This is a genomic window from Pseudarthrobacter sp. NPDC055928 (assembly GCF_042270935.1).
Classification (GTDB): domain Bacteria; phylum Actinomycetota; class Actinomycetes; order Actinomycetales; family Micrococcaceae; genus Arthrobacter.
On the sequence record NZ_JBHJZH010000007.1, the window covers coordinates 166644 to 187729 of the forward strand.

The following is a 21086-nucleotide window of genomic DNA, read 5'->3' on the forward strand; positions in this document are numbered from 1 at the left end:
TAAAGGTATGACTTGTGACACCAAAAGATAGTATCTGTGGGACGAAATGGTGATACCTTATCTCCAGCGCACCTCACTGTGAGATGCGCAACGAGCTTTCTTCACTAAGCCAACGGCGTCTTCTTCGGAGGTAAAAACATGCAGTATCCAGCCACGCACCTGGTGGTAATGGGCGTTGCCGGTTCCGGCAAGTCCACCATTGCGGCAGCTCTTTCCCGGCAGCTTGGCTGGGCCTGTGCCGAAGCGGACGAGTTCCACCCGCAGTCCAACATCGACAAGATGACCCAGGGCATTCCGCTGCAGGACGAGGACCGCTGGCCCTGGCTGCGGGAGATCCAGGACTGGATGACCACTCAGGCCACCGCCGGGAAAAGCACCGTGCTCACCTGCTCAGCGCTCAAACAGAGCTACCGACGGCTGCTCTCCGATGCGCAGGGCCGGGTCCTGTTCCTGCACTTGCACGGCGGGGCCGACCTGATCGGCCAGCGCATGCAGGGCCGCGAAGGCCACTTCATGCCGCCCACGCTCCTGCCCAGCCAACTGGCCACCCTGGAACCGCTGACCGACGGCGAACTCGCCGCTGGAAGCCTCCGGCTGGACATCTCCCTCTCCCCGGAGGAGATCGTCGCCGCCGTGATCGCAGCGCTCAAGCTGCCCGCACAGCCGGCGGCTAGCTGACCCCCTCAATTTTGATCGGTCCTTGAGCCCTGGGCTCGCCGGACCGCCGATTTCCCCCCAATAAATTCTGTTTCAAAGGAGAACCATGGTCATCGAAGGATGGACCCAAACGCTGGGCGCAGGCCCCCTGCTGCTCATTGCCGCGGCAGCGATTGTTGTGCTGCTGTTCCTGATCATCAAGCTGCGGATGCACGCGCTCGTCGCCCTGATCGTGATCAGCCTCGCCACAGCATTTGCCACCGGAATCCCCGCCAACCAGGTGGTACCGGTATTGATCAACGGGTTCGGCACCACCCTGGGCACCGTGGCGCTCCTCGTCGGCCTCGGCGCAATGCTCGGCCGCATCGTTGAAACGTCCGGCGGAGCGAAAGTCCTTGCCGAGTACCTGATTGGTGTCTTCGGCGAGAAGCGGGCCCCGTTCGCCCTGGGCCTCGCATCGCTGATCTTCGGTTTCCCCATCTTCTTCGACGCCGGCCTGGTAGTCATGCTGCCCGTCGTCTTCGCCGTCGCCCACCGCCTGGGCGGGGGAGTGCTGCGCTACGGCCTCCCGGCTGCCGGTGCGTTCTCCGTGATGCACATCTTCCTGCCGCCGCACCCGGGCCCGGTTTCCGCCGCAGCCTTCTTCGACGCCAACATCGGCCTGGTCATGATCGCCGGCCTTATCACCGCCATCCCCACCTGGTACGTCACCGCCTACCTGTTCGGCCTCTGGACCGGCAAGAAGCTGGTCCTGCCCGTTCCGGAAATCCTCGGCCACGCCACCGCTGAAGCCGAGTCCCACCCACCGCGTTTCCGCACCATCGTTGGCCTGCTGCTGCTGCCGCTCGTCCTGATCTTCCTCAACACCGGGCTGAACACCCTGGCCTCATCCGGCGCGCTGTCGGAAGGCGTCAAGAACGAGCAGTGGTTCCAGATCCTGCGCACCATCGGCGAAACCCCGGTGGCCCTGCTGATCGCCGTGCTCGTGGCTGTGTTTGTCCTGGGCGCCCGCCGTGGCAAGGATGCCGGCGCCATCGAGAAGTTGCTCGAATCCTCACTCGGCCCGGTCTGCTCGGTCATCCTGATCACCGGCGCCGGCGGCATGTTCGGCGGCGTTCTGCGCACATCGGGCATCGGCGCGGCCCTGGCGGACGTGCTGGGCAACCTGGGCATCCCGCTGATCCTTGCCGGCTTCCTGATCTCCGCCATCCTGCGCATCGCCCAGGGCTCGGCCACCGTGGCACTGACCACCACCGCAGGCCTGATCGCCCCGGCTGTGGCACTGGCCGGCCTGACCGGTATGCAGGTTGCCGCGCTGGTCATCGCCGTGGCCGCTGGCTCCGTGGTTGTCTCACACGTCAACGACTCCGGCTTCTGGCTGGTGGGCCGCTTCTTCGGCATGGACGTCAAAACCACGCTGAAGACCTGGACCGTGATGGAAACCCTGATCGGTGTGATGGGCTTCGCCATCGCGGCGGCCCTGTTCTTCCTCGCCGGGGTGGCTGGCTAACTTCCCCCGCTCCAGCCCAACTAAGTAGCAGCAGATGTCGTTCTGAGCCCTCAAAACGACATCTGCTGCTACTTACTTGGGGGGACAGGGGGAACACCGGCCGGCCCGCCGTCGTTGTGCCCAGAGGCAGCGTGTTCTACCCGAGCGCTGAATCCCGATCAAAGGACACCCCTTGACCCAACGCACTATCGTGATCACCGGCGCCAGCGACGGCATCGGCGCAGCAGCCGCGCGGACGCTGGCGGAGGCAGGGGACCGGGTTGTCGTCGTCGGCCGTTCCGAGGAAAAGACCCAGGCCCTCGCGAAGGAACTGAACGCGGACTACTTCGTCACCGACTTCGCCGAACTCGCCCAGGTCCGCACCCTCGCCGCGCAGCTCAGGGACGATTACGACCGGATCGACGTCCTGGCCAACAATGCCGGCGGCATCCGGAGCGGGCACCAGCTCACGGTGGACGGCAACGAATCCACCTTCCAGATCAATCACCTGGCACCGTTCCTGCTCACCACCGAGCTCATGGACGTCCTCACCGCCAGCAACGCCAAGGTCATCAACACCGCCAGCGGCGCCAACAACTTCGGCAAACTGGACCTCTTCGACCTCAACGCCGAGCACAGCTACTCCACGCACCGTGCCTACGGCACCGCCAAGCTCGCCAACATCCTCTTCACTTCAGAACTGCACCGCCGGTTCGGCGAGCAGGGAATCACGACGGCGGCATTCCACCCGGGCGTGGTCCGCACCAACTTCGCGGCAGACTCCTCCAGCCCGTGGCGGCACGCCTACAAGACCCTGCTCAACCGCTTTATGCTCAGTCCGGACCAGGGTGCCGACACCATGCTGTGGCTCATCAACGGCACCGCGGGCACTGACTGGGTCTCCGGCGCCTACTATGCCAAGCGCGCACTGGCCAAGGCCAACCCGCAGGCGTACGACGCCGGGCTGGCGCAGGGGCTGTGGGAGGCCAGCGAAGCGTTGGTGGCACCCTAGATCTCCAGGGGGCGGGTCACCCGAGGTAACAAGTGTGCAATATGAACAAGTTCGCATGATTTTAACGATCGTAATTCGGTGATTGTGCTAATTTCTCTCTGTTGACGTGCATATCTTCGTTACCCGGGACGGGACTGGAGTGCGCGCATCTGCCGCACACCTGCTGACCACCCCTCCTGGAGACGATCGTGGAATCCCCATCACCCCTCACGCTGGACGCTACGACGCCGACCGGGCTGGCACCTGTTCAACCCGGACTCCGCAGATCCATGGGCTCCCGGCACCTGGTGATGATCGCGATGGGCGGCGTTATCGGCTCCGGCCTGTTCCTCAGCTCGGGGTACACCATCTCCCAGGCCGGTCCGCTGGGCGCGGTGCTCGCCTACCTGGTGGGCGCGTTTGTGGTGTACCTCGTGATGGCCTGTCTGGGGGAGCTGGCCATCGCGTATCCGGTCTCCGGGGCATTCCACATCTACGCCGCGCGCTCCATCGGCCCAGCCACCGGCTTCGCCACGGCGTGGCTGTACTGGCTCTGCTGGGCCGTGGCCATCGGCTCCGAGTTCACTGCGTCCGGGCTCCTCATGCAACGCTGGTTCCCGGACGTTGACGTGTGGGTCTGGTGCCTGGTGTTCGCCGCCGTGCTGTTCGGCTTCAACGCTGTGTCCGCCAAGTTCTTCGGCGAGTCCGAGTTCTGGTTCGCCATCGTCAAGGTAGGCGCCATCATTGGCCTCATCGTCCTCGGCGGCGCCGCGTTGTTCGGTTTCCGCCCACTCAGCGACGGCGGCAGCCACCCCAGTCTGTTCGAGAACTTCGCCACTGAGGGCGGACTGTTCCCCAACGGCTTCACCGGCGTGCTGGTCACCGTGCTCGCCGTGTTCTACGCCTTCTCCGGCTCCGAGCTCATCGGCGTGGCGGCCGGCGAAACCAAGGACCCCGCCACCAGCATCCCCAAAGCCATGCGCACCACCGTGATACGCCTGCTGATCTTCTTCGTCGGGGCCATAGCCGTCATCGCCGCCACCATCCCGTACACCGAAGTGGGGCTGGACGAGAGCCCGTTCGTCACGGTCTTCTCCGCCGTCGGGATCCCTTTCGCCGCCGACATCATGAACTTTGTGATCATCACCGCGCTCCTGTCCGCCGGTAACAGCGGCCTCTTCTCCTGTGCCAGGATGCTCTACTCCCTGGCGGACGAGGGGCACGCACCCCGGGCCCTAAAGAAGCTGACCCGCCGCGGCATCCCGCTGATCGCACTCTCGGTGAGCATGGTGGGCGGCATCGCCTCGCTGGTCAGCAGCGTGGTGGCCCCGGAAACGGTGTACCTGGTGTTGGTCTCCGTAGCCGGCTTCGCTGTGGTGGGCGTATGGATGTCCATTACCGCCTCGCACTTCTTCCACCGGCGCGCTTTTGTGCGGAACGGCGGAGACGTTGCGGCCCTCGCCTATAAGGCTCCGTGGTTCCCCGTGGTGCCCATCCTGGCGTTCACGCTGTGCGTCATCTCGCTGGTGGGCATCGCGCTGGACCCCAACCAGGTGGCCGCACTCTATTTCGGCGTCCCGTTTGTCGCTGCCTGCTACGGCTACTTCTACTTCCGGCACGGCCGCCAAACGCCGGTCAGGCCCTCACTGGGGAGCTGAATCCACGATTCGGTAGTCGATGGCGGTGTGTCCGGTCACCTCATTGGACCCGAAGCCAAAGGCAGCGTAGGTCATGATGGTCCGTTCGCCGATGACCAGCCCGTTCGCGGGGTCGATGATCATTTCTGCCCGTTGTCCGGCGCGAAGGGGCTCCGTCCGCCCGATCGCCACGCCAACCTTGCCATCGAAGTTGGCCTGCTCGCTGGCGGTGACTCCGGGGATCAGGGCCAGCGCCTGGTAGAGGCCAGCACGCAGGTCCGCAGGAATGAGCCCCATCCTGAGGATGTCGGTGATCCGGACGAAGTTGTTCTCATCCCGTGAGGCTGATCCGCCCTGGTAGCTGGAGTTGAAGTGGTCATACAAGGCTTGCCCGTCCCTCGGCAGGGCAGCCAGCTCGTCGTCTGACATCAGCGTCCAAGGGCCGCCATAGAAATGTCCGTCCTTCGCCCGGATGACCTCAATTTCCATGGGCACCGGGTGTCCGTCGCCCCAGTCGCGCCTGAGGACCCAGTCGTCGTCGGGGTTGGCCGGACGGTAGACGTCGATGGTCTGGGCGTTCATGCCGTGATTCATGTTTCCTGCCTCGTCGATTCCGGTGACGGACCAGTTGGCGTGCGTGTGCACCAGCAGGTACTGCCCCGGCCCCGGCACGGGATCGACGAAGGTCATGGACTGGTCCGCTACGGCCCGCAGGACGCCTGCTGCGTGCGCGCTTTGGGCGGTGACGCTGATCTGCCCTACCACGAGCGCACCGACGAGGGCTGCCGCTGCCGTGAGCAGGATCCGTCGCGTCGGGCGGGGACGGGCCGGCGGGACGACCACGGCGAGACCGGGGAGCTCGACGAGCTGCCTGCGCAGGGCTTCACGCCGGTCGGACTGGAACTGGGAAGTGTTCATGGTGTTCTCCGTCCAAGGATTGCCTGGGCATCAGGCTCGTATTCCTGCACTATCTGGCTGTAAAGGGTCCCCAGCCGGGACTTTGCCCGGTGGAGTCGTGACTTCACCGTTCCGTCCGCGATGCCCAGGGCGGCGCCAGCGGCCCTGGCTCCAAGGCCCTCGATGATGCAAAGGGTGAGCACGTCCCGCTCCGGTGGCCTCAGCCGGGTGAAAGCCTCCCTCAGCACAGTAGTTTTGAAGGTGGACTCGTCGGCTTCGGCGATACTCTCGGCGATGTCGGATTCATCCGCGGGCGGGGGAAGCTGGCTGAGGAAGTGCCTGTAGCGGCGTTGCTGGCGGACATGGTTGCGAAGGGTGTTGTTCGTCGTCACCAGGAGCCAGGGCAGTATTGAGTCATTCACCATGCGGATGCTGGCCCGCCGTCGCCATGCTTCGTAGAAGACCACGGCAGTGACGTCCTCAGCCACATGCGGCTGGCCCAGCACTTTTGTCGCGTGACGCCAGACCCGGTCATGGTGGCGGTCAAAAAGTATCCCGAAGGCGTCGCCATCACCGTTGACCACCTGGCACCACAAAACCTCGTCCGAGACATCCGATGGATCGCCCATACCTCATAGTGTCCGGTCGCCGGCGCCGGTTCCATGATGAGGGGGACCATTTTGAACCGGGTCATGCAGGAAGCCCCGGATATCAGGGCCCGGAAGTGAACGTACGACGTCGGCAGTTCCGTAACCAGCGCACGTCACCTCCGCGACCGCGGGGGATTGCCGTGGAACAATAGTGCGGGCACCGGCAGTAAGGGGTAACAGGCGTGGATTCGTCCGCAGAGGCGTCATCGTTGGCGCAGGGGCTCCGCATTCTCCGGCTGGTGGTGGACCGGGAAAAACGCGGTCGGCAGCAGCCCGGCGTATCCCAGCTGGCGGCGGAACTGGACATGGACCAGGGCCGCGTGTCACGGCTCGCACAGGAGCTCTGCGATCTGGGCCTGCTGGAACGGGCGGACCGGGGACCGTTCCTGACCGGGCCGCGGTTCTTCAGCCTGGCCGCTTCGCTCAACACCGGCTGGGTACGTGCAGCGAAGCCAGAACTGGAGTCGCTGGTTTCCGCCTTGGGGTTGCGGGCACGGCTCTCTATTCGGGACGGCGTCCGGGCGATCCTGTTGCGCACTTCCAGCAACGACGCCGGACTGGGCAGCTTCGTAGCGCCGGGGATGGTGACGCCGGTGTGGTGTACTGGTGCCGGCCGGGCCTTGCTCTGGGACCACGACCGGTCCGCCCTGGACCAGTTGCTGCACGAGGTGAACTTCATCGGAGTGGGTGGCCCCGGCGCCGCACATTCCATTGATGAAGTGTGGGACCTGATGGCCCGCGACGTGCCCAGGGGCTACGTCACTTCCGACGAGGAATTCGAGCACGACATTGTGGAAGTCGCCGTCCCTGTGCGGAAGACCGACGGCGCCATCCTCGCCTCGCTCAGCGTGCTGGGAAGCCGTGCCCAAATGGGAACGGATGCCGCGGGAGTTGCCACCGTTCTGCGTGGGGCAGCGGAGCGGCTGGGTTCCCTTGCCGCCAGCTAGTCCTGTACCCGCCTAGTCCTGGCTGCTTAGCGGCTGCCGGTACCCCAGCCGGGCCTCAAGCCATGTTCCCTGTGCCACCAAAGCCGCGGCGCACTCAGTCCGCCGCGCTTCCAGGCGGGCTTTCGTGCCGACGATCTGCAGCGCTGCCGCCACCTCGCCCTTGAAGTCCCGGACGGGCACGGCCAGCGAATAGAGTCCCGGCTCCGCTTCCTCATCCACCACTGAGTAACCCCGCACGCGCGCCGCGGCCAGCCGCGCAAGGAAGTCGTCGACGTCGGACGGGGTATTGGGGCCGTGCCGCACAAAGTCGACGCCGGCAAACACCGTCCGCACCTCGGTGTCCGATGACTCCCACAGTGCAGCCTGCCCGGCGTCGCTGCAGTACGCGGGGTAGGGCCTGCCCAGCCACGAGCCCACCAGGTTGCTGCTGGCCGGAACGCTTTCGCCGATGGTCACCGTGCCCGCGCCGTGCAGCACCCCAAGGAAGCAGGCCTCGTCGGTGTCTCGGGCCAAGTGCTCCAGAGCCACGGCACCGTCTGTATACAGCCTCCGGGCGGTCAACTGCTGCGCATCGGTCAGGAGGGACCAATCCAGGGTGTACGACGTGCGCTCGCCAGTCCGGCTGAGGAATCCCTCCTGCTCACCGGTGCGGAGGTTCCGCGAGACCTGGCTGCGGTCTTTGTCCAGATCGGCGGCGATCCCTGCCACAGTGCCGCCGGGAAGTCCTGCGCCCTGCCGTGCACCCAATGCCAGGATGGCCAGCATGCCGCGGCCCATGCTGGAGGATTTCGACATAGGCCAGAGTCTAACGGAGGTGCCGCCAGCCACCCCGGTCATAGTTCGCCATGATCATTAAACACATCTTGAATTGTTTATGATGAACAACGGACCCTTCCGCAAACCTCCGGAGTTCATGCCATGCCCCGCAATACCACGCTGTCCCAGCTTCTCGATGCCCGGGCGTACCTCACGGCCGACGGCGCCCTTGCCACCGAGCTGGAGGCGCGCGGCTGCAGCCTGGATGACCCGCTGTGGTCGGCCAAAGTCCTTTTGGAGCAGCCGCAGCTGATCCGCGATGTGCACCGCGACTACTTCGAGGCCGGCGCAAATGTGGCAACGACCGCCAGCTACCAGGCCACGCCGCTCGGGTTTTCGCAGCGCGGGCTTTCAGAAGACGCGGCGCTGGACCTCGTCAGGCTTTCGGTCCGCCTGGCCGATGAGGCCCGGCTCGAACACCTTGCCCGGAATCCGCAAGCCGGGCCGCTGCTTGTCGCCGGGTCGGTGGGCCCCTATGGCGCCTACCTCGCGGACGGCTCGGAGTACCGCGGGGATTATGTCCTGGACGCCGAAGCCTTCAAGGATTTCCACCGCCCACGCATCGCGGCGCTGGTGGACGCCGGCGCCGACTTCCTGGCGTGCGAGACGCTACCGTCCTTTGCCGAAGCAGAGGCGCTGCTGGCACTGACGGGGGAGTTCGACGTCGAATCCTGGTTCTCCTTCTCGCTGCGGGACGGTGCGCACATCAGTGACGGCACACCGCTGGCTGCGGTAGCGGAACTCTGCGGGTCCGATGATCGCGTGGTGGCCGTAGGTGTGAACTGCGTGCCGCTGCACCTGGTCCCGGCCGCCCTGGGAGCCCTCGGCGAGGCCGGCACCAAGCCGCTGGTCACGTACCCGAACTCCGGCGAATCCTATGACGCCGCCACGAAGACCTGGGCCGCCGGATCGGGCGCTGAAGGCGAAGGCGGGGCTTCCGGAGCAGACGGCGTGCCAACAGGGCTTGCGGCAGGAGCCGGTGCCTGGCGGGAGCTCGGTGCCCGCATTCTGGGCGGCTGCTGCCGCACCACGCCGAGGGACATCGCTGCCCTCGCCGCCGCCCTTCCGCCCACCCCAAGTAGGTAGCAGCAGATGTCGTTATGAGGCTCCATAACGACATCTACTGCTACTTAGTTGGGCGGCCGGGCACCCAAGTTAGGGGCGCGTCGGACGGGCCCGCTCGACGTCGGCAGCGCTCTCCGACTGCCCCCGGGCGCTGAGCCCATTGATCACCCCGTCGATGTCGGCGTCGGGCCGGTTCTGGCTCAGCTTGGCCTTCGCCTCAATCCTGGAGATCACTAGCTCGATGCCCACGATCGCGCGCAACTGGCCGGCGATGTAGCGCTCCGGCGCGTCGTCCACGCTCCATGGATGGTCAAAGCCGGCCTCATGGGCGCCGGTAAGGCGCCTGACCTGGCCCGCGAGCCATGCCGGATCCTCGTGGACCACCAGGGTGCCGTACACGTGGGCCGTGGAGTAGTTCCAGGTGGGCACCACGCGGCCGTGCTCAGCCTTGGATGCGTACCAGGAAGGCGAAACGTACGCGTCCGCGCCTTGGATGATCATGAGCGCTTCGCCGATGGCAGGCTCAGACCACTGCGCGTTGTTCCGTGCCAGATGCCCTTGCAGCCCGCCGTGCTCGCCCACCGCAGCATCGTAGACAAACGGCATCAGCGTAGCCAGCAGGCCCTGCGAGGTCATGGTGACCAGGTTGGCCGCCCCGGGGTGGTTGAGCAGGTCCTGGACGGCCTCGGGGCCAGGTTCGAAATGGGCAGGAACGTACATGATGCTAATCCTTTGCAGGTTGGAGGGTTCGGGGAGTGGGGAGGAAGGCGGGCTGGGCGGCAGGCGGCTTGAGCCGGACCCGGACGGCGGCCCCCGCGCAGAGGATGACGGCAAGGCCGCCCACCATGGTGGCCCAGGTCAGGGTTTCGCCCAGCAGCAGCCCGGCCCAGCAAATGGTCAGCACCGGCTGGATGAGCTGGACCTGGCTGACCTGGGCGATGGGGCCGATGGCCAGCCCGCGGTACCAGGCGAAAAAGCCCAGGAACATGCTCACCACGCCGAGGTAGGCAAAGGCGGCCCACTGGACCGGCGTCGCGGAAGGCGGCTGCAGCGAGACGGAGACGGCCGTCAGTGCCACCATCAGCGGCGAAGCCAGCACCAAAGCCCAGGACACGGTTTGCCACGCACCGAGCTCACGGGCCAGCAAACCGCCTTCGGCATAACCGACAGCGGCAGCCACCACCGCGCCGAGGAGCAGTACGTCAGCCCAGTGCAGTTGTCCGAAGCCGCCGGACTGCAGGGCGGCGAAAGCGACGGCGGCGAGGACTCCTACGGCGGTGATGAGCCAGAATGCCAGCGGCGGACGTTCGCGGCCGCGGAGGACAGCCGCCGTCGCGGTCGCGGCGGGGAGCAGGGCGATCACCACGGCGCCGTGGCTGGCGGGGGTGCTTGTCAGGGCGAAGGACGTGAGCAGCGGAAACCCGACGACGACGCCGGCGGCCACGACTGCCAGGCGCGCCCATTGCGCGCCGCGGGGGAGCCGCTGCCGGGTAAGTGCGAGGGCGAAGGCTGCGAGGAGGGCGGCCACCACTGCGCGGCCGGAACCGATGAACAGCGGGGACAGGCCGGCGACGGCGACCTTGGTGAACGGAACGGTGAAGGAAAAGGCCGCTACTCCGATGAGGCCCAACCAGAGCCCGGTCGGCGGTGATGGGGATAGCACTATGCGTCCCGATTGAGTAGCGCTACTATTGTCTCTCATGAACTACGATAGCAGTTCCCGGATTGTGGCGAACTTGAAAAAATGGATCGCCGCAGCGGCGCCCGGTGCGAAACTGCCATCCACCCGTTCCCTGGTGGCCGAGTACCAAGCAAGTCCCGTCACAGTGCAGAAGGCCCTGCAGACCCTCACGGCACAGGGCCTGATTGAGAGTAGACCCGGCGTCGGGACGTTCGTGCGGGCGGTCCGGACCGCGCGTCCGTCCGACTACGGCTGGCAGAGCGCGGCCCTCCGGTCACCGCTGGCGCCGCTTCCCCCTGCCTCCAGCACCATGCGCACGGTGGCCAACGATGCCATCTCCTTCCACTCCGGCTACCCGGACCGCGAACTCCTGCCGGAACGGCTGGTCCGTGCCGCCCTCGCCAGGGCAGCCCGCGGCGACGCAGCGCTGTCCCGCCCGCCCGCAGCCGGCATGCCGGAACTGCAGTCGTGGTTCGCGCAGGAGCTTGGCGCCTTGACGCCTGCCGGGACCACACCGCCGAACCCGAGTGACGTCGTCGTACTTCCCGGCAGCCAAAGTGGGCTGAGTTCCATCTTCAGCGCACTCGCTGGCCGCGGACAGCCGCTGCTGATGGAATCGCCGTCCTATTGGGGTGCCATCCTGGCTGCGGCCCAGGCCGGCGTGCGCGTCGTTCCGGTGCCCAGCGGGCCGGACGGTCCGGACACCGCGGAATTGGCCCGCGCCTTCGAGGAGACCGGCGCGCGGCTGTTCTACGCCCAGCCCAACTACGCAAATCCCACTGGTGCCCAGTGGTCAGCCGAACGGCGCGAACAGGTCCTGGACGTAGTGCGCGCGAAGGGCGCATTCCTTGTGGAGGACGACTGGGCCCACGACTTCGGCATCACCTCCAACCCGGTTCCAATCGCCTCCCGCGACGACTCTGGGCATGTGGTCTACCTGCGCTCGCTGACCAAGAGCGTTTCTCCGTCGATCCGCGTGGCCGCGGTGATCGCCCGCGGCCCGGCGCGAGAGCGCATCCTGGCGGACCGGGCGGCCGAGTCGATGTACGTCAGCGGCCTGCTGCAGGCGGCAGCGCTCGACGTCGTCACGCAGCCCGGGTGGCAGACGCACCTTCGCAGCCTCCGCCACCAGCTCGAAGCCCGACGCGACCTGCTGGTCACCAGCCTGCGCCGGCACGCGCCGCAGGCACACATCGAGCAGGTGCCCAAGGGTGGCCTGAACCTCTGGGCACGGCTTCCCGACGGGACCGACCTCGAACGCCTGACCCGCGATTGTGAAGCGGCCGGAGTGATCATCGCAGGCGGCAACGAGTGGTTTCCCGCCGAACCGGCCGGCCCGTTTATCCGCCTCAACTACTCGGGAACGAACCCGGGCGCCTTTCCCGAAGGCGCCCAGATCATCGGCCAGTCATTGGAGCGGAACAGGGGTTAGGGCTTCAGGGCGGCGCTCCATGCACACCAGCCCGGGCCGTGCGTCCCACGAGGGGACGGTGACGAACCCCCTTGATTCGTATAGCCGCGCGGCCTGTGTCCGCCAATCCCAAACTGAGAGGCGCACAACGCCGGTGCTCTCCCGCAGGACAGCATCAAGGAGCGCGGAGCCGATGCCTCGGCCGCGTACCTGCGGGTCAGCCCAAAGCCGCTTGATTTCGGTGGCACCGCGGGCCTTTGAGGCGATGGCGACTCCAACCGCTTCGGCGTCGATCTCCGCCAGGTACACCGACGCCGTTTTGAATACCGTTTCGGGGCAGTCGACCTCGGCTTGGTAATTTGGCGGGAGTTCCTCATCCGGCCCCAGCGACGGAAGCGACAGGTTCACGGCCTTCTCATGCTCCGTTTGTCGCAAGTAAGTCCCAATAAGGCGTCCTACTTGCCTGGAATCCGGCCCGGTGAGGAGGGCACGTCGAACCGTGGGTTGAGACGGGGAAGCTGGCATGTATCCACTATTGCGCACCGGTCCGCCCGCGCCAACCGTCCAGCGGCCGAAAACCAGCCAGCGGAAGGCTGGCTGGAAGTCAGTAGGCTTAGGCCAGCAAGCCGAAGGACGATGGGTGGGGGTTGAACCGGTGACGGAGTTGGTTCGGTGGGCCCGGGCCTATTTTGGCGTCCAGGCGGTAGCCGGTGCCTGCTGGTGGGTTGCGGTCTTCATGTCGCCAGCAGTGCGTGAAGCGACCCTCGGAAATCTCGACCCGATTACCGTGGCCATTTTAGACATTCCACTGTTCGTCATTGCCTCAGCTATGGCCGCAGCAGGCGTCCGGGCTGCCGCGGTGGTGGGTGCCGGCTGGACGTGTGCCGTCGCCATCGGCATGGCGGTTTACGCCACGGTCACAACCGAAGCGGGTTGGGGCGTGCTCACCATGGGTGCCGCCGCCGGAGCTTCGCTGGCCTCGCTCGGCGTCATCCTGCGCGGGCGCGTACCGACCTCGTGGATCATCCGTGGTCCGTTCGCATTCCGTCCCGCCACTGTTCGCTCCAGCGCGGCAATCCACGTGCTTTCAACTTTCGGTCAAATCGTCCTTTTCTGGGGGTTTTTCCTGGCGATGATTCCGCTTGGCATCGCGTTTTTCGAACAGCGCTGGGCGGTGGCAATCCCCTTTCCCTCAGTGGCAGGCCCTGTGGGCGTGGGGGTTCTTGTACTCGCCAGCGCCCTGGGCATCTGGTCCGCAGTGGTGATGTCGGCCGTGGGAAATGGCACGCCGCTGCCGGCGGCGATGCCCAACCGCTTGGTGATCGCAGGCCCGTATCGCTGGATCCGTAATCCGATGGCCGTCGCAGGCATCGTCCAGGGCGCCGCGGTTGGCATCATCCTGCAGTCGTGGCTTGTCATCGCCTACGCGGTGGTTGGCTCCCTGGTGTGGAACTATGTTGTCCGGCCGCTTGAGGAAGCTGACCTCCTGGACCGCTTCGGCGAAGACTTCGAGCGATACCGGGATAGGGTGCGTTGCTGGGTGCCCCGGATGCCGAAGGCCCCGCGCTCACCGTCCCTGCTGTAGGCCTCCTGTAGGCCGCCCGCTCGAAGACCGTGGCTCAGCCGCCCAGCAGGCTGTACGTGCTGATGACGTTGCCTTTGCTGGTCCTGTACTCATCCTTCAGGGTGAGGCGGGTGACGGGGTCGCCGTCCTCAAACAGGCGCCTGCCGCTGCCGGCCACTACCGGATGAGTCATCAGGGTGAGCTCGTCCAGCAGCCCTGCGAACAACAGTTGACGCGTGACGGAAATGCTGCCGAACACGGCGATCTCGCCGCCGTCGCGCTGTTTCAGCTCCGCGACAAAGTCTTCCAGCGGGCCCTGGATCAGGTGCGAGTTCTGCCACTCCAGCGGCTCAGGCAGAGTCCTGGAGGCCACAAACTTTTCCATCGGGTTGATGAAGCCGGCGAAGTCGTCGTCCACGGTCGCGTTGGGCCAGTAGCCCGCCCACTCCTGGTAGCTCACCCTGCCCAGGACTCCGGTGTCCACGCGCTCCATCATCTCCGTCATGCCCTTGCCCAGGTCTTCGTCGAAGCTGTCGAACTGCCAGAGGTTCGGGTCCGACACCACTCCATCAACGGAGTGGAACAGGCCAGCAGTTACTTTGCGCATGAGGACCTCCAAAAAGGGTGCGTATCGGTGCGTATCGGTCCGGCGGCATGGCCGGACAAATCCACCGTATTCGGTGCCTCCTTGGCAGGGAAGGGCCGCGGAACCGGCCACTGTTCCGGCAGCTCGACCGGAATGCTTAACTTTAGGCCCAGTGGGCACCCGCCACCGGCGTAAATCCGAGGCCGGCGGCTTCGCAGGCGTCCGTAAATGACGCATTTTGGGCAGCCTTGCCTGGCCCGGAAATAGCTCCCCGACACGGCCTGGAGTTAGGTTCGTCACCACTGCCTGCGTGTTGCCCGAATCCGCGCTCCGGCAGCCCCATACTGGTGTTGATGCGGCCTGTCGCCGCAGCCCCCGGCCAGGCAGGAGGAAATGCGTGGAAACCCTGAAGAAGATTGTAAAGAACGAGTATTTTCCTGCTGCCGCGGTTCTCGTGGCAGTGGTGCTGTTTTGGGTCATCGCCATGCTCGGCGGGCTCTCGCTCCTGAACAATAACCAGCCGCCGATGGCCACCCTGACATGGCTGCTGTTCGTCTACGCGGCCGCAGTGCTGACACCGCTCGCCGGCGTCCTGGCCGCCATCAACCTGGTCCGCCGCTGGCAGCGCAACCGTCAGTACGCGCAGGCTGTGGCAGGCGTGCAGGATGATGTTGACCTGGCGGATGAGCCGGAAACTGCAGCGGAGCCTGCCGCTGTGCCGTCAGCCGAGCCCGAGCCCAAGCCTGTGCCGGTCCAGCGTGAGCAGGGCCGCCTCGAACCGCAGAGCCGTCCTGTGCCCAAGCAGCCGGCACCGAACCACCAGCCAACGAACCACCAGCCAGCGCAGAGCCGCCCGGCCAAGAGCCAGCCGCTCAAGAAGCCGGCCCAGTCGAAACAGCGCAAGAAAGCCGCGTAGCCCAGCCGCCAGCCAGGACTGGTGGTGAAAGCGCCTACACCGCCAGCTCCACCCGGTTCCGCCCGGCCGCCTTGGCCGCATAGAGCGCCGCATCGGCTTCACCCAGGAGGGTCTCGGTGTCGGCCTGGTGATCCGCACTGTAGGCGGCGATGCCGGCGCTCAGCGTCAGCTGCCCACGGGGGTCGCCGGAGTGGGCCAGTTCCAGGTCGCGCACGCTGACCAGCGCCCGCTCCATAAAAGCCTTGGCGCCCAGCTGCGACTGGTTCGGCAGGACCAGCAGGAACTCTTCGCCCCCATACCGGTAGACGCCGTCGCTTTTGCGCGCCGCGCCCACCAAAGCCGCAGCCACGGCCCGGAGCGCGAGGTCGCCCGCCTGGTGCCCGTAGATATCGTTGTAGCTTTTGAAGTTGTCCACATCGCACATGGCCAAGCAGTAGACCTCCGCGTACCGCTGGCTACGGGCGTGCAGCTGCTCCAGGTCCTCTGCCAGCTTCAGTCGGTTGTGCAGGCCGGTGAGGGGGTCCGTCCTCGCCTGCTGCGACAGCACCTTACGGTAGTGGGCCAGGTCGGCGTGAAGCGTAGTCACTCGCAGCGCCACCAGCAGCCGCGCGTGCAGAACGAAAGGGTCCAGGGGTTTGGTGACGTAGTCGTCCGCGCCGGCCTCCAGCCCGGCGAGAACGTCGTCGCGGGACCCCTGCGAGGTCAGCAGCACCACGTAGGTGTAAAGGTCCGCGTCCCGCGCCCGGATGGCCCGGCACAGCGCCAGCCCATCCATCCCCGGCATCATCCAGTCCGTGACCACCACGTCCGGCTGGTGTTCCAGGTACAGCGCCCACGCCTCGTCGCCGTCGGCCGCCGCCAGGCAGTCATGCCCGTAGCGTTCGACGGCGGCCCTGGCCACTAAGAGCGAGCCCGGGTCGTCATCTGCCACCAGGACTTTCACTGCGCCACCTCCAGTGCTTGATCGAGTTCGAAGTTCACCCGCGCGAGCTCAGCCTCCAGCCTGCTGACCAGTTGCGGGCCGCCGTCGTGATTTCCGTTGCGCCCCATCTCTTCCAGCTGGCCGCACAGGCTGGCCACGGCCGTTGCTCCAATGTTGGCCGCCGCGCCCTTCAACGTGTGCGCGGCCTGCGCCAGGGCCAGGCCGCCGCCATTGTGCACGGACTCCCGCAACACTGCGAGCCGGGCCGGAACGTCCTTCCGGAACGCCGCCGCGGCGGCCGGCAGCAGGCCCAGGCCATCCTCCGGGCCGAGGCCCCGCAGCATGGCCAGCCGGTCCGGATCCACCGACGGCGGTCCGCCGCCCGTGACAGCCAGCAGCTGGGGAGCCAGATCGGGTACCCAACGGGCCAGCGCGGCCTCCAGTTCCGCAGCGTCCACGGGCTTGGAGAGATAATCGTCCATGCCCGCAGCCAGACAGCGTTCCCGGTCGCCGTCGAGGGCGCCGGCAGTCATGGCGATGATGGGAAGGCGGCTCCGCTTGCCCTCGCGTTCCCTGATGACCCGGGTAGCCTCGAAGCCGTCCATGACCGGCATGTGGCAGTCCATCAAAATGGCGGCGTACTGGCTTCGGGCGGTGGCTGCGACCGCCTCGGCGCCGTCTGCCACTACGTCCACGGCATAGCCGAATTTGGTCACGGTGGCCCGGGCCACCAGCTGGTTCACCGCGTTGTCCTCCACCACCAGGATGCGGCCGCGGGAGGGCGCCTCCGCCATGGTCAGCTCAGCGGAGGACTGCTCCGGGACCGACCCGGCAGGCGCAGCGGGGACCGCGGCGAGTTCCCGGGTGGACATCAGGCGTACCAGGCGGTTATAGAACTCGGAGCTGCGTACCGGCTTCATGAGCCATTCGCGCACCCCTGCGGCGGCGATCTCCGCTGCGTTGACCTGCATCGTAGAGGTCAGCATGATCAGTTGGATGCCCGCCAGGTCGGCGTCGGCCTTCATGGTGCGGGCGAGCTCCAGGCCATCGGTGTCCGGCATGCAGAGGTCAAGCACGGCGAGGTCGAACGGCTTCCCCGCGGCTGATGCCTCGCGTGCCCGGGCGAGGGCAGCTTTGGCGTCGGGAACCGCTTCCGGCTGGAGCTTCCAGCCGCGGAGCTGGGATTCCAGCACCAGGCGGTTGGTGGCGTTGTCGTCCACCACCAGCACCCTCAGCCCCGTGAGGAAGCCGGCTGCGGGAACAGGATCGGTCGACGGCGGTGCCACCGGCAGTGGGATCCGGAACCAGAACCTGCTGCCTTCCCCGGGCACGCTTTCCAGCGCGATCTCGCCACCCATGGCCTCAGTCAGCCGACGGCAGATTGCCAGGCCCAGGCCGGTGCCCCCGTAGCGGCGGGTAGTGGAGGCGTCCGCCTGCGAGAAGGACTCGAACAGCCTCGCATGATGGGCGGGATCAATGCCGATACCGGTATCACGGACTTCGAAGCAGACCATTGCGGTGGTGCCGGGCTTGGTGTCAGGCTTCTCCACCTTCACCTGGATGGACACCTCCCCGGCCGCGGTGAACTTCACGGCGTTGGAAGCGAGGTTCAGCAGGATCTGGCGGATCCGCCCGGAATCCCCGTTCAGCCTGGCGGGAACATCGGCTTGGCAGTAGGCGATGAGTTCCAAGTTCTTGGCCTGCGCCGGCTCTGTCAGCAGGCCTGCCACTTCCTCCACGAGCATGCGGGGATCGAACGGCCGGACGTCCAAATCCACCTTGCCGGCCTCCAGTTTGGAGAAGTCCAGGATGTCGTTGATGAGGGCAAGCAGCGCTTCACCGGCACCCTTGACGCCTTGGGCATATTGCTTCTGTGTCTCGTCCAGGGGCGTCTCAAGGAGTAGGGCGGTCAGTCCCACCACCCCGTTCATGGGTGTGCGGATCTCGTGGCTCATGGTGGCCAGGAACTCTGATTTGAGCCGGCTTGATTCCAGCGCGGCTTCCCGCGCCGCCTGCAGCTCCTGTTCGGCGGCCCGGCGCAGGGTGATGTCCCTGGCAATAACGGCGACCCCGCGCACGTTCCCGGCCTCACGGATGGGGGAGATGGTCAGCGACACCGGGATGATTGTCCCGTCCTTGCGTAGGTGCTCGATCTCGAAGCTCATGGCTTCGCCGCTGTCGCGAAGCTGCTCGAACACTTCATCATCCGCGGCTGTGCTGTCGGGCGGCAGCAGGAACCGGGCGTCGCGGCCCAGCGCTTCCGCGGCCATGTAGCCGTACTGCCGCTCCGCCCCCGGGTTCCAGCTGGTGATGATGCCCTCCGGCGTAGTGCTGAAGATGGCGTCCGAGGAGGACTTGACGATCGCGCCCAGTCCCTCGAGTTCCGCCGTCCGGGCAGCAACTTCCTGCTCCAGTCCGGTGGTGAGGGTGAGGTTTTCTATGATGATCAGGACCTGGCGGATCAGGATGCAGGCGACGGTGATTCTTGCCACCACCAGCAGGAAGGCGCTCATTTCGCTGACGTGCGGGGCCGCAACCATGATCACGGCCACCAGGATCGGAACGTAGGGCAGCAGCTCCAGGGCCAGCGCAAAGGCCTTGCGGTCCGGCCGCGGTTTTTCCGCGTAGGGGAGCAGCGGTGCGAGCGCAATCAGGAGGAAGGCACCAATCCATCCCAAGGCCAGCGGTGATCCGGTGACGCCTGCGACGCCTTCGAACGTCAGCCGCACATAGATGCTGTCCGTGATGGTGAGGACCAGCAGGCCGCCGCCGAAACACAGCCACGGCAGGCGCTCACCGGGCTGCCTGCGCATTCCGAGGACCAGCACCAGGGACGTCATGACCACGTCCACCACAGGGTAGCCCATGGACGTGAGCCGGGTCAGGAAGTCGCCTTCCGCGCTGAAGGCCGGGCCCAACGCCGTATACCAGCTGACCACCAGGACGGAGCCAGCGATCACAGCGGCGTCCAAGGCAGTCCGGACCATCCCCACCCGGGTGGTGCCGCCGGGACGCTTAAAGCTGAAGAGGGCGATGGCGGCCGGCACGGAATAGGACAGGAACAAGGCGTCCGCCAGGGAGGGGAAGGGGTAGACGTGGTTGTTGGTGAGGCCGAAGTACGTCCAAACGAGCATGCCGGCCGCCCAAACGTAGGCGGCCACCGACATAAGGGTCCAGGCCCGGGCATTCACGCCGCCGCGGCGTGCGGCGTGTGCGCAGCTTCGACCAGCCAGGATCGCGGCCAGGAGGATGGAGAAATCACCCGCCACGATGGCGGTTGCAGTGCTGCTGTTGGCAGCAAAATATAGCCCAAGAACCGCCATCACCACGGCACCAAGCGCAATCAGCCAACCCAGTTTGGCCGTGCGCCTGCCAGTGGCGGGACGATGTTCCAGGAGACCTGTCTGAGACACGCGGATCCCTCCCCATAGGTGCGCCCTTTACCCATAAAAACGTGAGACCTGGGCCCGCCCGAGACCTGGGCGGAGACGCACCCCTATGATATCCCTCACACCTCAAGAGCGCCGTACTTTGCGTCCACGTGGACCACGTCCCGGCCGGCGCGCTGGAGCAGGCTGGCAGCCACCCCGGAGCGGTACCCGGTGGCGCAGTGCACCCACACCCTGCCGTCTGGAATCTCGGCCATCCGCCCCAGCAGCTCATGCAGCGGGATGTTGACCGCCCCGGCCACGTGGCCGCCGTCGTACTCGTCCGTCCGCCGCACATCCAGCACCACATCTCCGGCGGCTCGCCCGTGCTCCAGTTCGGCCCAGCCCACCAGTGGATAGTGCGCGACGGCGGTGCCCGGCGCGAGTGCCGACGGCTCGGTTCCGATGGCGGCGTCGGGGGAGTCGATGCCGATCCGGGAGAGGTCCCGGATGGCCTTTTCGACGTCGTCGCGGGCTCCCACCAGCGTCAGTTGCCGGTTCCACGGCAGGACCCAGCCCAGGTAGGCGGTGAAGCTGGAGCCGCGGCCGTACTCAAAGCTGACAGAACCCTGCAGGTGGCTGCTGGCGAAGGCCACCCGGTGGCGGAGGTCCACCACCCATTCACCGTCTGCCAGCCGATGGGTGAGCTCGTCCGGATCCAACGACTCCGGTACGGCAAGGTCCGCGGCGTCCGGGCCCCTCCGGTTGGCCGGGGCCATGTGCGCGTAATAGGACGGGTAGGCGGTGAGGTTGTTGATGAGCTCCCGTACAAAGTGCTCCTCGTCAGGATCCGTGAAGGCGTGGTTGGTTCCCTGCTGTTCGCCGATGGTGGAGCCGTAAACGCCCGACGCCGGCCCGGACGAACAGAAGGAGCCGAACCCGTGCGTGGGGTAGAGGGCTGCGTCCGGCCTGGCCTCGGCGGCGAGGCGGCGGACCGAGGAATACTGCGCGTGGGTCAGCTGTTCGGTGTCGCCATCATTGACCAGATCCGTCCTGCCCACCGATCCGTACAGCAGGCTGCCGCCCGAAAACACCGCCTGTTCCCGGCCGTCCGTCACCACATAGCTGAGGTGATGGTGGGTGTGGCCCGGCGTGGCCACTGCCTTCACGGTGAGCCGGCCCACCTGGACCGTGCCGCCGTCGGCCATCTCCACGCGTTCAAACTCGACGGCGTCCGCTCCGTTCACGAGGTAGGCGGCGCCGTGGGCGCGGGCCAGGATGAGCCCGCCCGTGAGGTAGTCGTTGTGCAGGTGGGTTTCGGCAACGTGCGTGATCCTGACGTTGGCTTCCGCGGCAGCGGCCTCCACCCGGTCCGTGTCCCGCTGCGGATCGATGACCAGCGCCACCTGCCCGTCATGGACCAGGTAGCTGCGGTCCCCGAGCGGCCGGGTTTCGATGACAACGACGTCCATAGATTCATTGTCCTCGC

Annotated in this window: 19 protein-coding genes; 9 read left to right on the top strand and 10 right to left on the bottom strand. The window is 66.4% G+C overall.

What is annotated here, in order from left to right; genetic code table 11:
* Positions 1 to 138: 138 nt before the first annotated feature.
* The 4 genes from ACFC25_RS11345 to ACFC25_RS11360 all read left to right on the top strand — a co-directional run bounded on the left by ACFC25_RS11345 (position 139) and on the right by ACFC25_RS11360 (position 4795).
* Positions 139 to 678: a gluconokinase gene (locus ACFC25_RS11345; protein ID WP_376045237.1), complete on the top strand. Its 540-nt coding sequence runs from the start codon at positions 139 to 141 to the stop codon at positions 676 to 678.
* An 85-nt stretch (positions 679 to 763) separates the two neighbouring features.
* On the top strand, positions 764 to 2167 hold the full coding sequence (locus ACFC25_RS11350) for a GntP family permease (protein WP_337346740.1): 1404 nt from the start codon (positions 764 to 766) through the stop codon (positions 2165 to 2167).
* Positions 2168 to 2339: 172 nt separating this feature from the next.
* On the top strand, positions 2340 to 3158 hold the full coding sequence (locus ACFC25_RS11355) for an SDR family NAD(P)-dependent oxidoreductase (protein ID WP_337346739.1): 819 nt from the start codon (positions 2340 to 2342) through the stop codon (positions 3156 to 3158).
* A gap of 188 nt (positions 3159 to 3346) precedes the next feature.
* Positions 3347 to 4795, top strand: a complete 1449-nt coding sequence (locus ACFC25_RS11360) for an amino acid permease (protein WP_376045238.1) — start codon at positions 3347 to 3349, stop codon at positions 4793 to 4795.
* Here the strand turns inward: ACFC25_RS11360 and ACFC25_RS11365 are convergent.
* The gene (locus tag ACFC25_RS11365) at positions 4781 to 5692 is read right to left on the bottom strand and encodes a hypothetical protein (protein ID WP_376045239.1); all 912 of its coding nucleotides are present in this window, start codon (positions 5690 to 5692) and stop codon (positions 4781 to 4783) included. The two genes, ACFC25_RS11360 and ACFC25_RS11365, sit on opposite strands and share 15 nt — an antisense overlap.
* Positions 5689 to 6300, bottom strand: coding sequence for an RNA polymerase sigma factor (locus ACFC25_RS11370; RefSeq protein ID WP_376045240.1), 612 nt, complete (start codon positions 6298 to 6300; stop codon positions 5689 to 5691). The genes ACFC25_RS11365 and ACFC25_RS11370 overlap by 4 nt, the downstream gene beginning before the upstream one ends.
* Before the next feature lie 203 nt (positions 6301 to 6503).
* Here ACFC25_RS11370 and ACFC25_RS11375 point away from each other — a divergent pair, with 203 nt between their 5' ends.
* Positions 6504 to 7268, top strand: coding sequence for an IclR family transcriptional regulator (locus ACFC25_RS11375; RefSeq protein ID WP_376045241.1), 765 nt, complete (start codon positions 6504 to 6506; stop codon positions 7266 to 7268).
* A 12-nt stretch (positions 7269 to 7280) separates the two neighbouring features.
* Here ACFC25_RS11375 and ACFC25_RS11380 read toward each other — a convergent pair whose 3' ends face one another.
* The gene (locus tag ACFC25_RS11380; protein WP_376045242.1) at positions 7281 to 8063 is read right to left on the bottom strand and encodes an IclR family transcriptional regulator; all 783 of its coding nucleotides are present in this window, start codon (positions 8061 to 8063) and stop codon (positions 7281 to 7283) included.
* A 123-nt stretch (positions 8064 to 8186) separates the two neighbouring features.
* On the opposite strand from ACFC25_RS11380, the gene mmuM reads away from it, so the two are divergent.
* Positions 8187 to 9170 (top strand): homocysteine S-methyltransferase, encoded by a 984-nt coding sequence (mmuM, locus tag ACFC25_RS11385; RefSeq protein WP_376045243.1) that lies wholly within the window; start codon positions 8187 to 8189, stop codon positions 9168 to 9170.
* A gap of 69 nt (positions 9171 to 9239) precedes the next feature.
* On the opposite strand, the gene ACFC25_RS11390 is transcribed toward mmuM, so the two are convergent.
* Together ACFC25_RS11390 and ACFC25_RS11395 are read right to left on the bottom strand one after the other, a co-directional pair.
* The gene (locus ACFC25_RS11390) at positions 9240 to 9869 is read right to left on the bottom strand and encodes an FMN-binding negative transcriptional regulator (protein WP_376045244.1); all 630 of its coding nucleotides are present in this window, start codon (positions 9867 to 9869) and stop codon (positions 9240 to 9242) included.
* 4 nt (positions 9870 to 9873) lie between these two features.
* Positions 9874 to 10851: a DMT family transporter gene (locus ACFC25_RS11395; RefSeq protein ID WP_376045245.1), complete on the bottom strand. Its 978-nt coding sequence runs from the start codon at positions 10849 to 10851 to the stop codon at positions 9874 to 9876.
* Between ACFC25_RS11395 and ACFC25_RS11400 the strand changes: the two genes are divergently transcribed.
* Positions 10850 to 12262, top strand: coding sequence for a PLP-dependent aminotransferase family protein (locus ACFC25_RS11400; protein WP_376045246.1), 1413 nt, complete (start codon positions 10850 to 10852; stop codon positions 12260 to 12262). The genes ACFC25_RS11395 and ACFC25_RS11400 overlap by 2 nt on opposite strands.
* Here the strand turns inward: ACFC25_RS11400 and ACFC25_RS11405 are convergent.
* Positions 12239 to 12649: a GNAT family N-acetyltransferase gene (locus ACFC25_RS11405; protein WP_376045247.1), complete on the bottom strand. Its 411-nt coding sequence runs from the start codon at positions 12647 to 12649 to the stop codon at positions 12239 to 12241. The two genes, ACFC25_RS11400 and ACFC25_RS11405, sit on opposite strands and share 24 nt — an antisense overlap.
* Positions 12650 to 12881: 232 nt before the next feature.
* On the opposite strand from ACFC25_RS11405, the gene ACFC25_RS11410 reads away from it, so the two are divergent.
* Entirely contained in the window at positions 12882 to 13826 is a 945-nt protein-coding gene (locus tag ACFC25_RS11410; RefSeq protein WP_376045248.1) for a methyltransferase family protein, read from the top strand.
* 34 nt (positions 13827 to 13860) lie between these two features.
* Here ACFC25_RS11410 and ACFC25_RS11415 read toward each other — a convergent pair whose 3' ends face one another.
* Positions 13861 to 14412 (bottom strand): dihydrofolate reductase family protein, encoded by a 552-nt coding sequence (locus ACFC25_RS11415; RefSeq protein WP_337346728.1) that lies wholly within the window; start codon positions 14410 to 14412, stop codon positions 13861 to 13863.
* Positions 14413 to 14788: 376 nt separating this feature from the next.
* Here ACFC25_RS11415 and ACFC25_RS11420 point away from each other — a divergent pair, with 376 nt between their 5' ends.
* On the top strand, positions 14789 to 15307 hold the full coding sequence (locus ACFC25_RS11420; RefSeq protein ID WP_376045249.1) for a hypothetical protein: 519 nt from the start codon (positions 14789 to 14791) through the stop codon (positions 15305 to 15307).
* A 34-nt stretch (positions 15308 to 15341) separates the two neighbouring features.
* Here ACFC25_RS11420 and ACFC25_RS11425 read toward each other — a convergent pair whose 3' ends face one another.
* From ACFC25_RS11425 to ACFC25_RS11435, 3 genes are all read right to left on the bottom strand, one after another.
* Positions 15342 to 16250, bottom strand: a complete 909-nt coding sequence (locus ACFC25_RS11425; RefSeq protein WP_337346726.1) for a diguanylate cyclase domain-containing protein — start codon at positions 16248 to 16250, stop codon at positions 15342 to 15344.
* The gene (locus ACFC25_RS11430; protein WP_376045250.1) at positions 16247 to 19642 is read right to left on the bottom strand and encodes a response regulator; all 3396 of its coding nucleotides are present in this window, start codon (positions 19640 to 19642) and stop codon (positions 16247 to 16249) included. The genes ACFC25_RS11425 and ACFC25_RS11430 overlap by 4 nt, the downstream gene beginning before the upstream one ends.
* Positions 19643 to 19737: 95 nt before the next feature.
* Entirely contained in the window at positions 19738 to 21069 is a 1332-nt protein-coding gene (locus ACFC25_RS11435; RefSeq protein WP_376045251.1) for a rhodanese-like domain-containing protein, read from the bottom strand.
* Positions 21070 to 21086 lie beyond the last annotated feature (17 nt).

Bases quoted from the DNA above. Each gene is read 5' to 3' on its own strand.
- ACFC25_RS11345 (WP_376045237.1), top strand. From the start codon at position 139: ATGCAGTATCCAGCCACGCACCTGGTGGTAATGGGCGTTGCCGGTTCC.
- ACFC25_RS11350 (WP_337346740.1), top strand. From the start codon at position 764: ATGGTCATCGAAGGATGGACCCAAACGCTGGGCGCAGGCCCCCTGCTG.
- ACFC25_RS11365 (WP_376045239.1), bottom strand. From the start codon at position 5,692: ATGAACACTTCCCAGTTCCAGTCCGACCGGCGTGAAGCCCTGCGCAGG.
- ACFC25_RS11370 (WP_376045240.1), bottom strand. From the start codon at position 6,300: ATGGGCGATCCATCGGATGTCTCGGACGAGGTTTTGTGGTGCCAGGTG.
- ACFC25_RS11380 (WP_376045242.1), bottom strand. From the start codon at position 8,063: ATGTCGAAATCCTCCAGCATGGGCCGCGGCATGCTGGCCATCCTGGCA.
- mmuM (WP_376045243.1), top strand. From the start codon at position 8,187: ATGCCCCGCAATACCACGCTGTCCCAGCTTCTCGATGCCCGGGCGTAC.
- ACFC25_RS11390 (WP_376045244.1), bottom strand. From the start codon at position 9,869: ATGTACGTTCCTGCCCATTTCGAACCTGGCCCCGAGGCCGTCCAGGAC.
- ACFC25_RS11400 (WP_376045246.1), top strand. From the start codon at position 10,850: ATGAACTACGATAGCAGTTCCCGGATTGTGGCGAACTTGAAAAAATGG.
- ACFC25_RS11395 (WP_376045245.1), bottom strand. From the start codon at position 10,851: ATGAGAGACAATAGTAGCGCTACTCAATCGGGACGCATAGTGCTATCC.
- ACFC25_RS11415 (WP_337346728.1), bottom strand. From the start codon at position 14,412: ATGCGCAAAGTAACTGCTGGCCTGTTCCACTCCGTTGATGGAGTGGTG.
- ACFC25_RS11435 (WP_376045251.1), bottom strand. From the start codon at position 21,069: ATGGACGTCGTTGTCATCGAAACCCGGCCGCTCGGGGACCGCAGCTAC.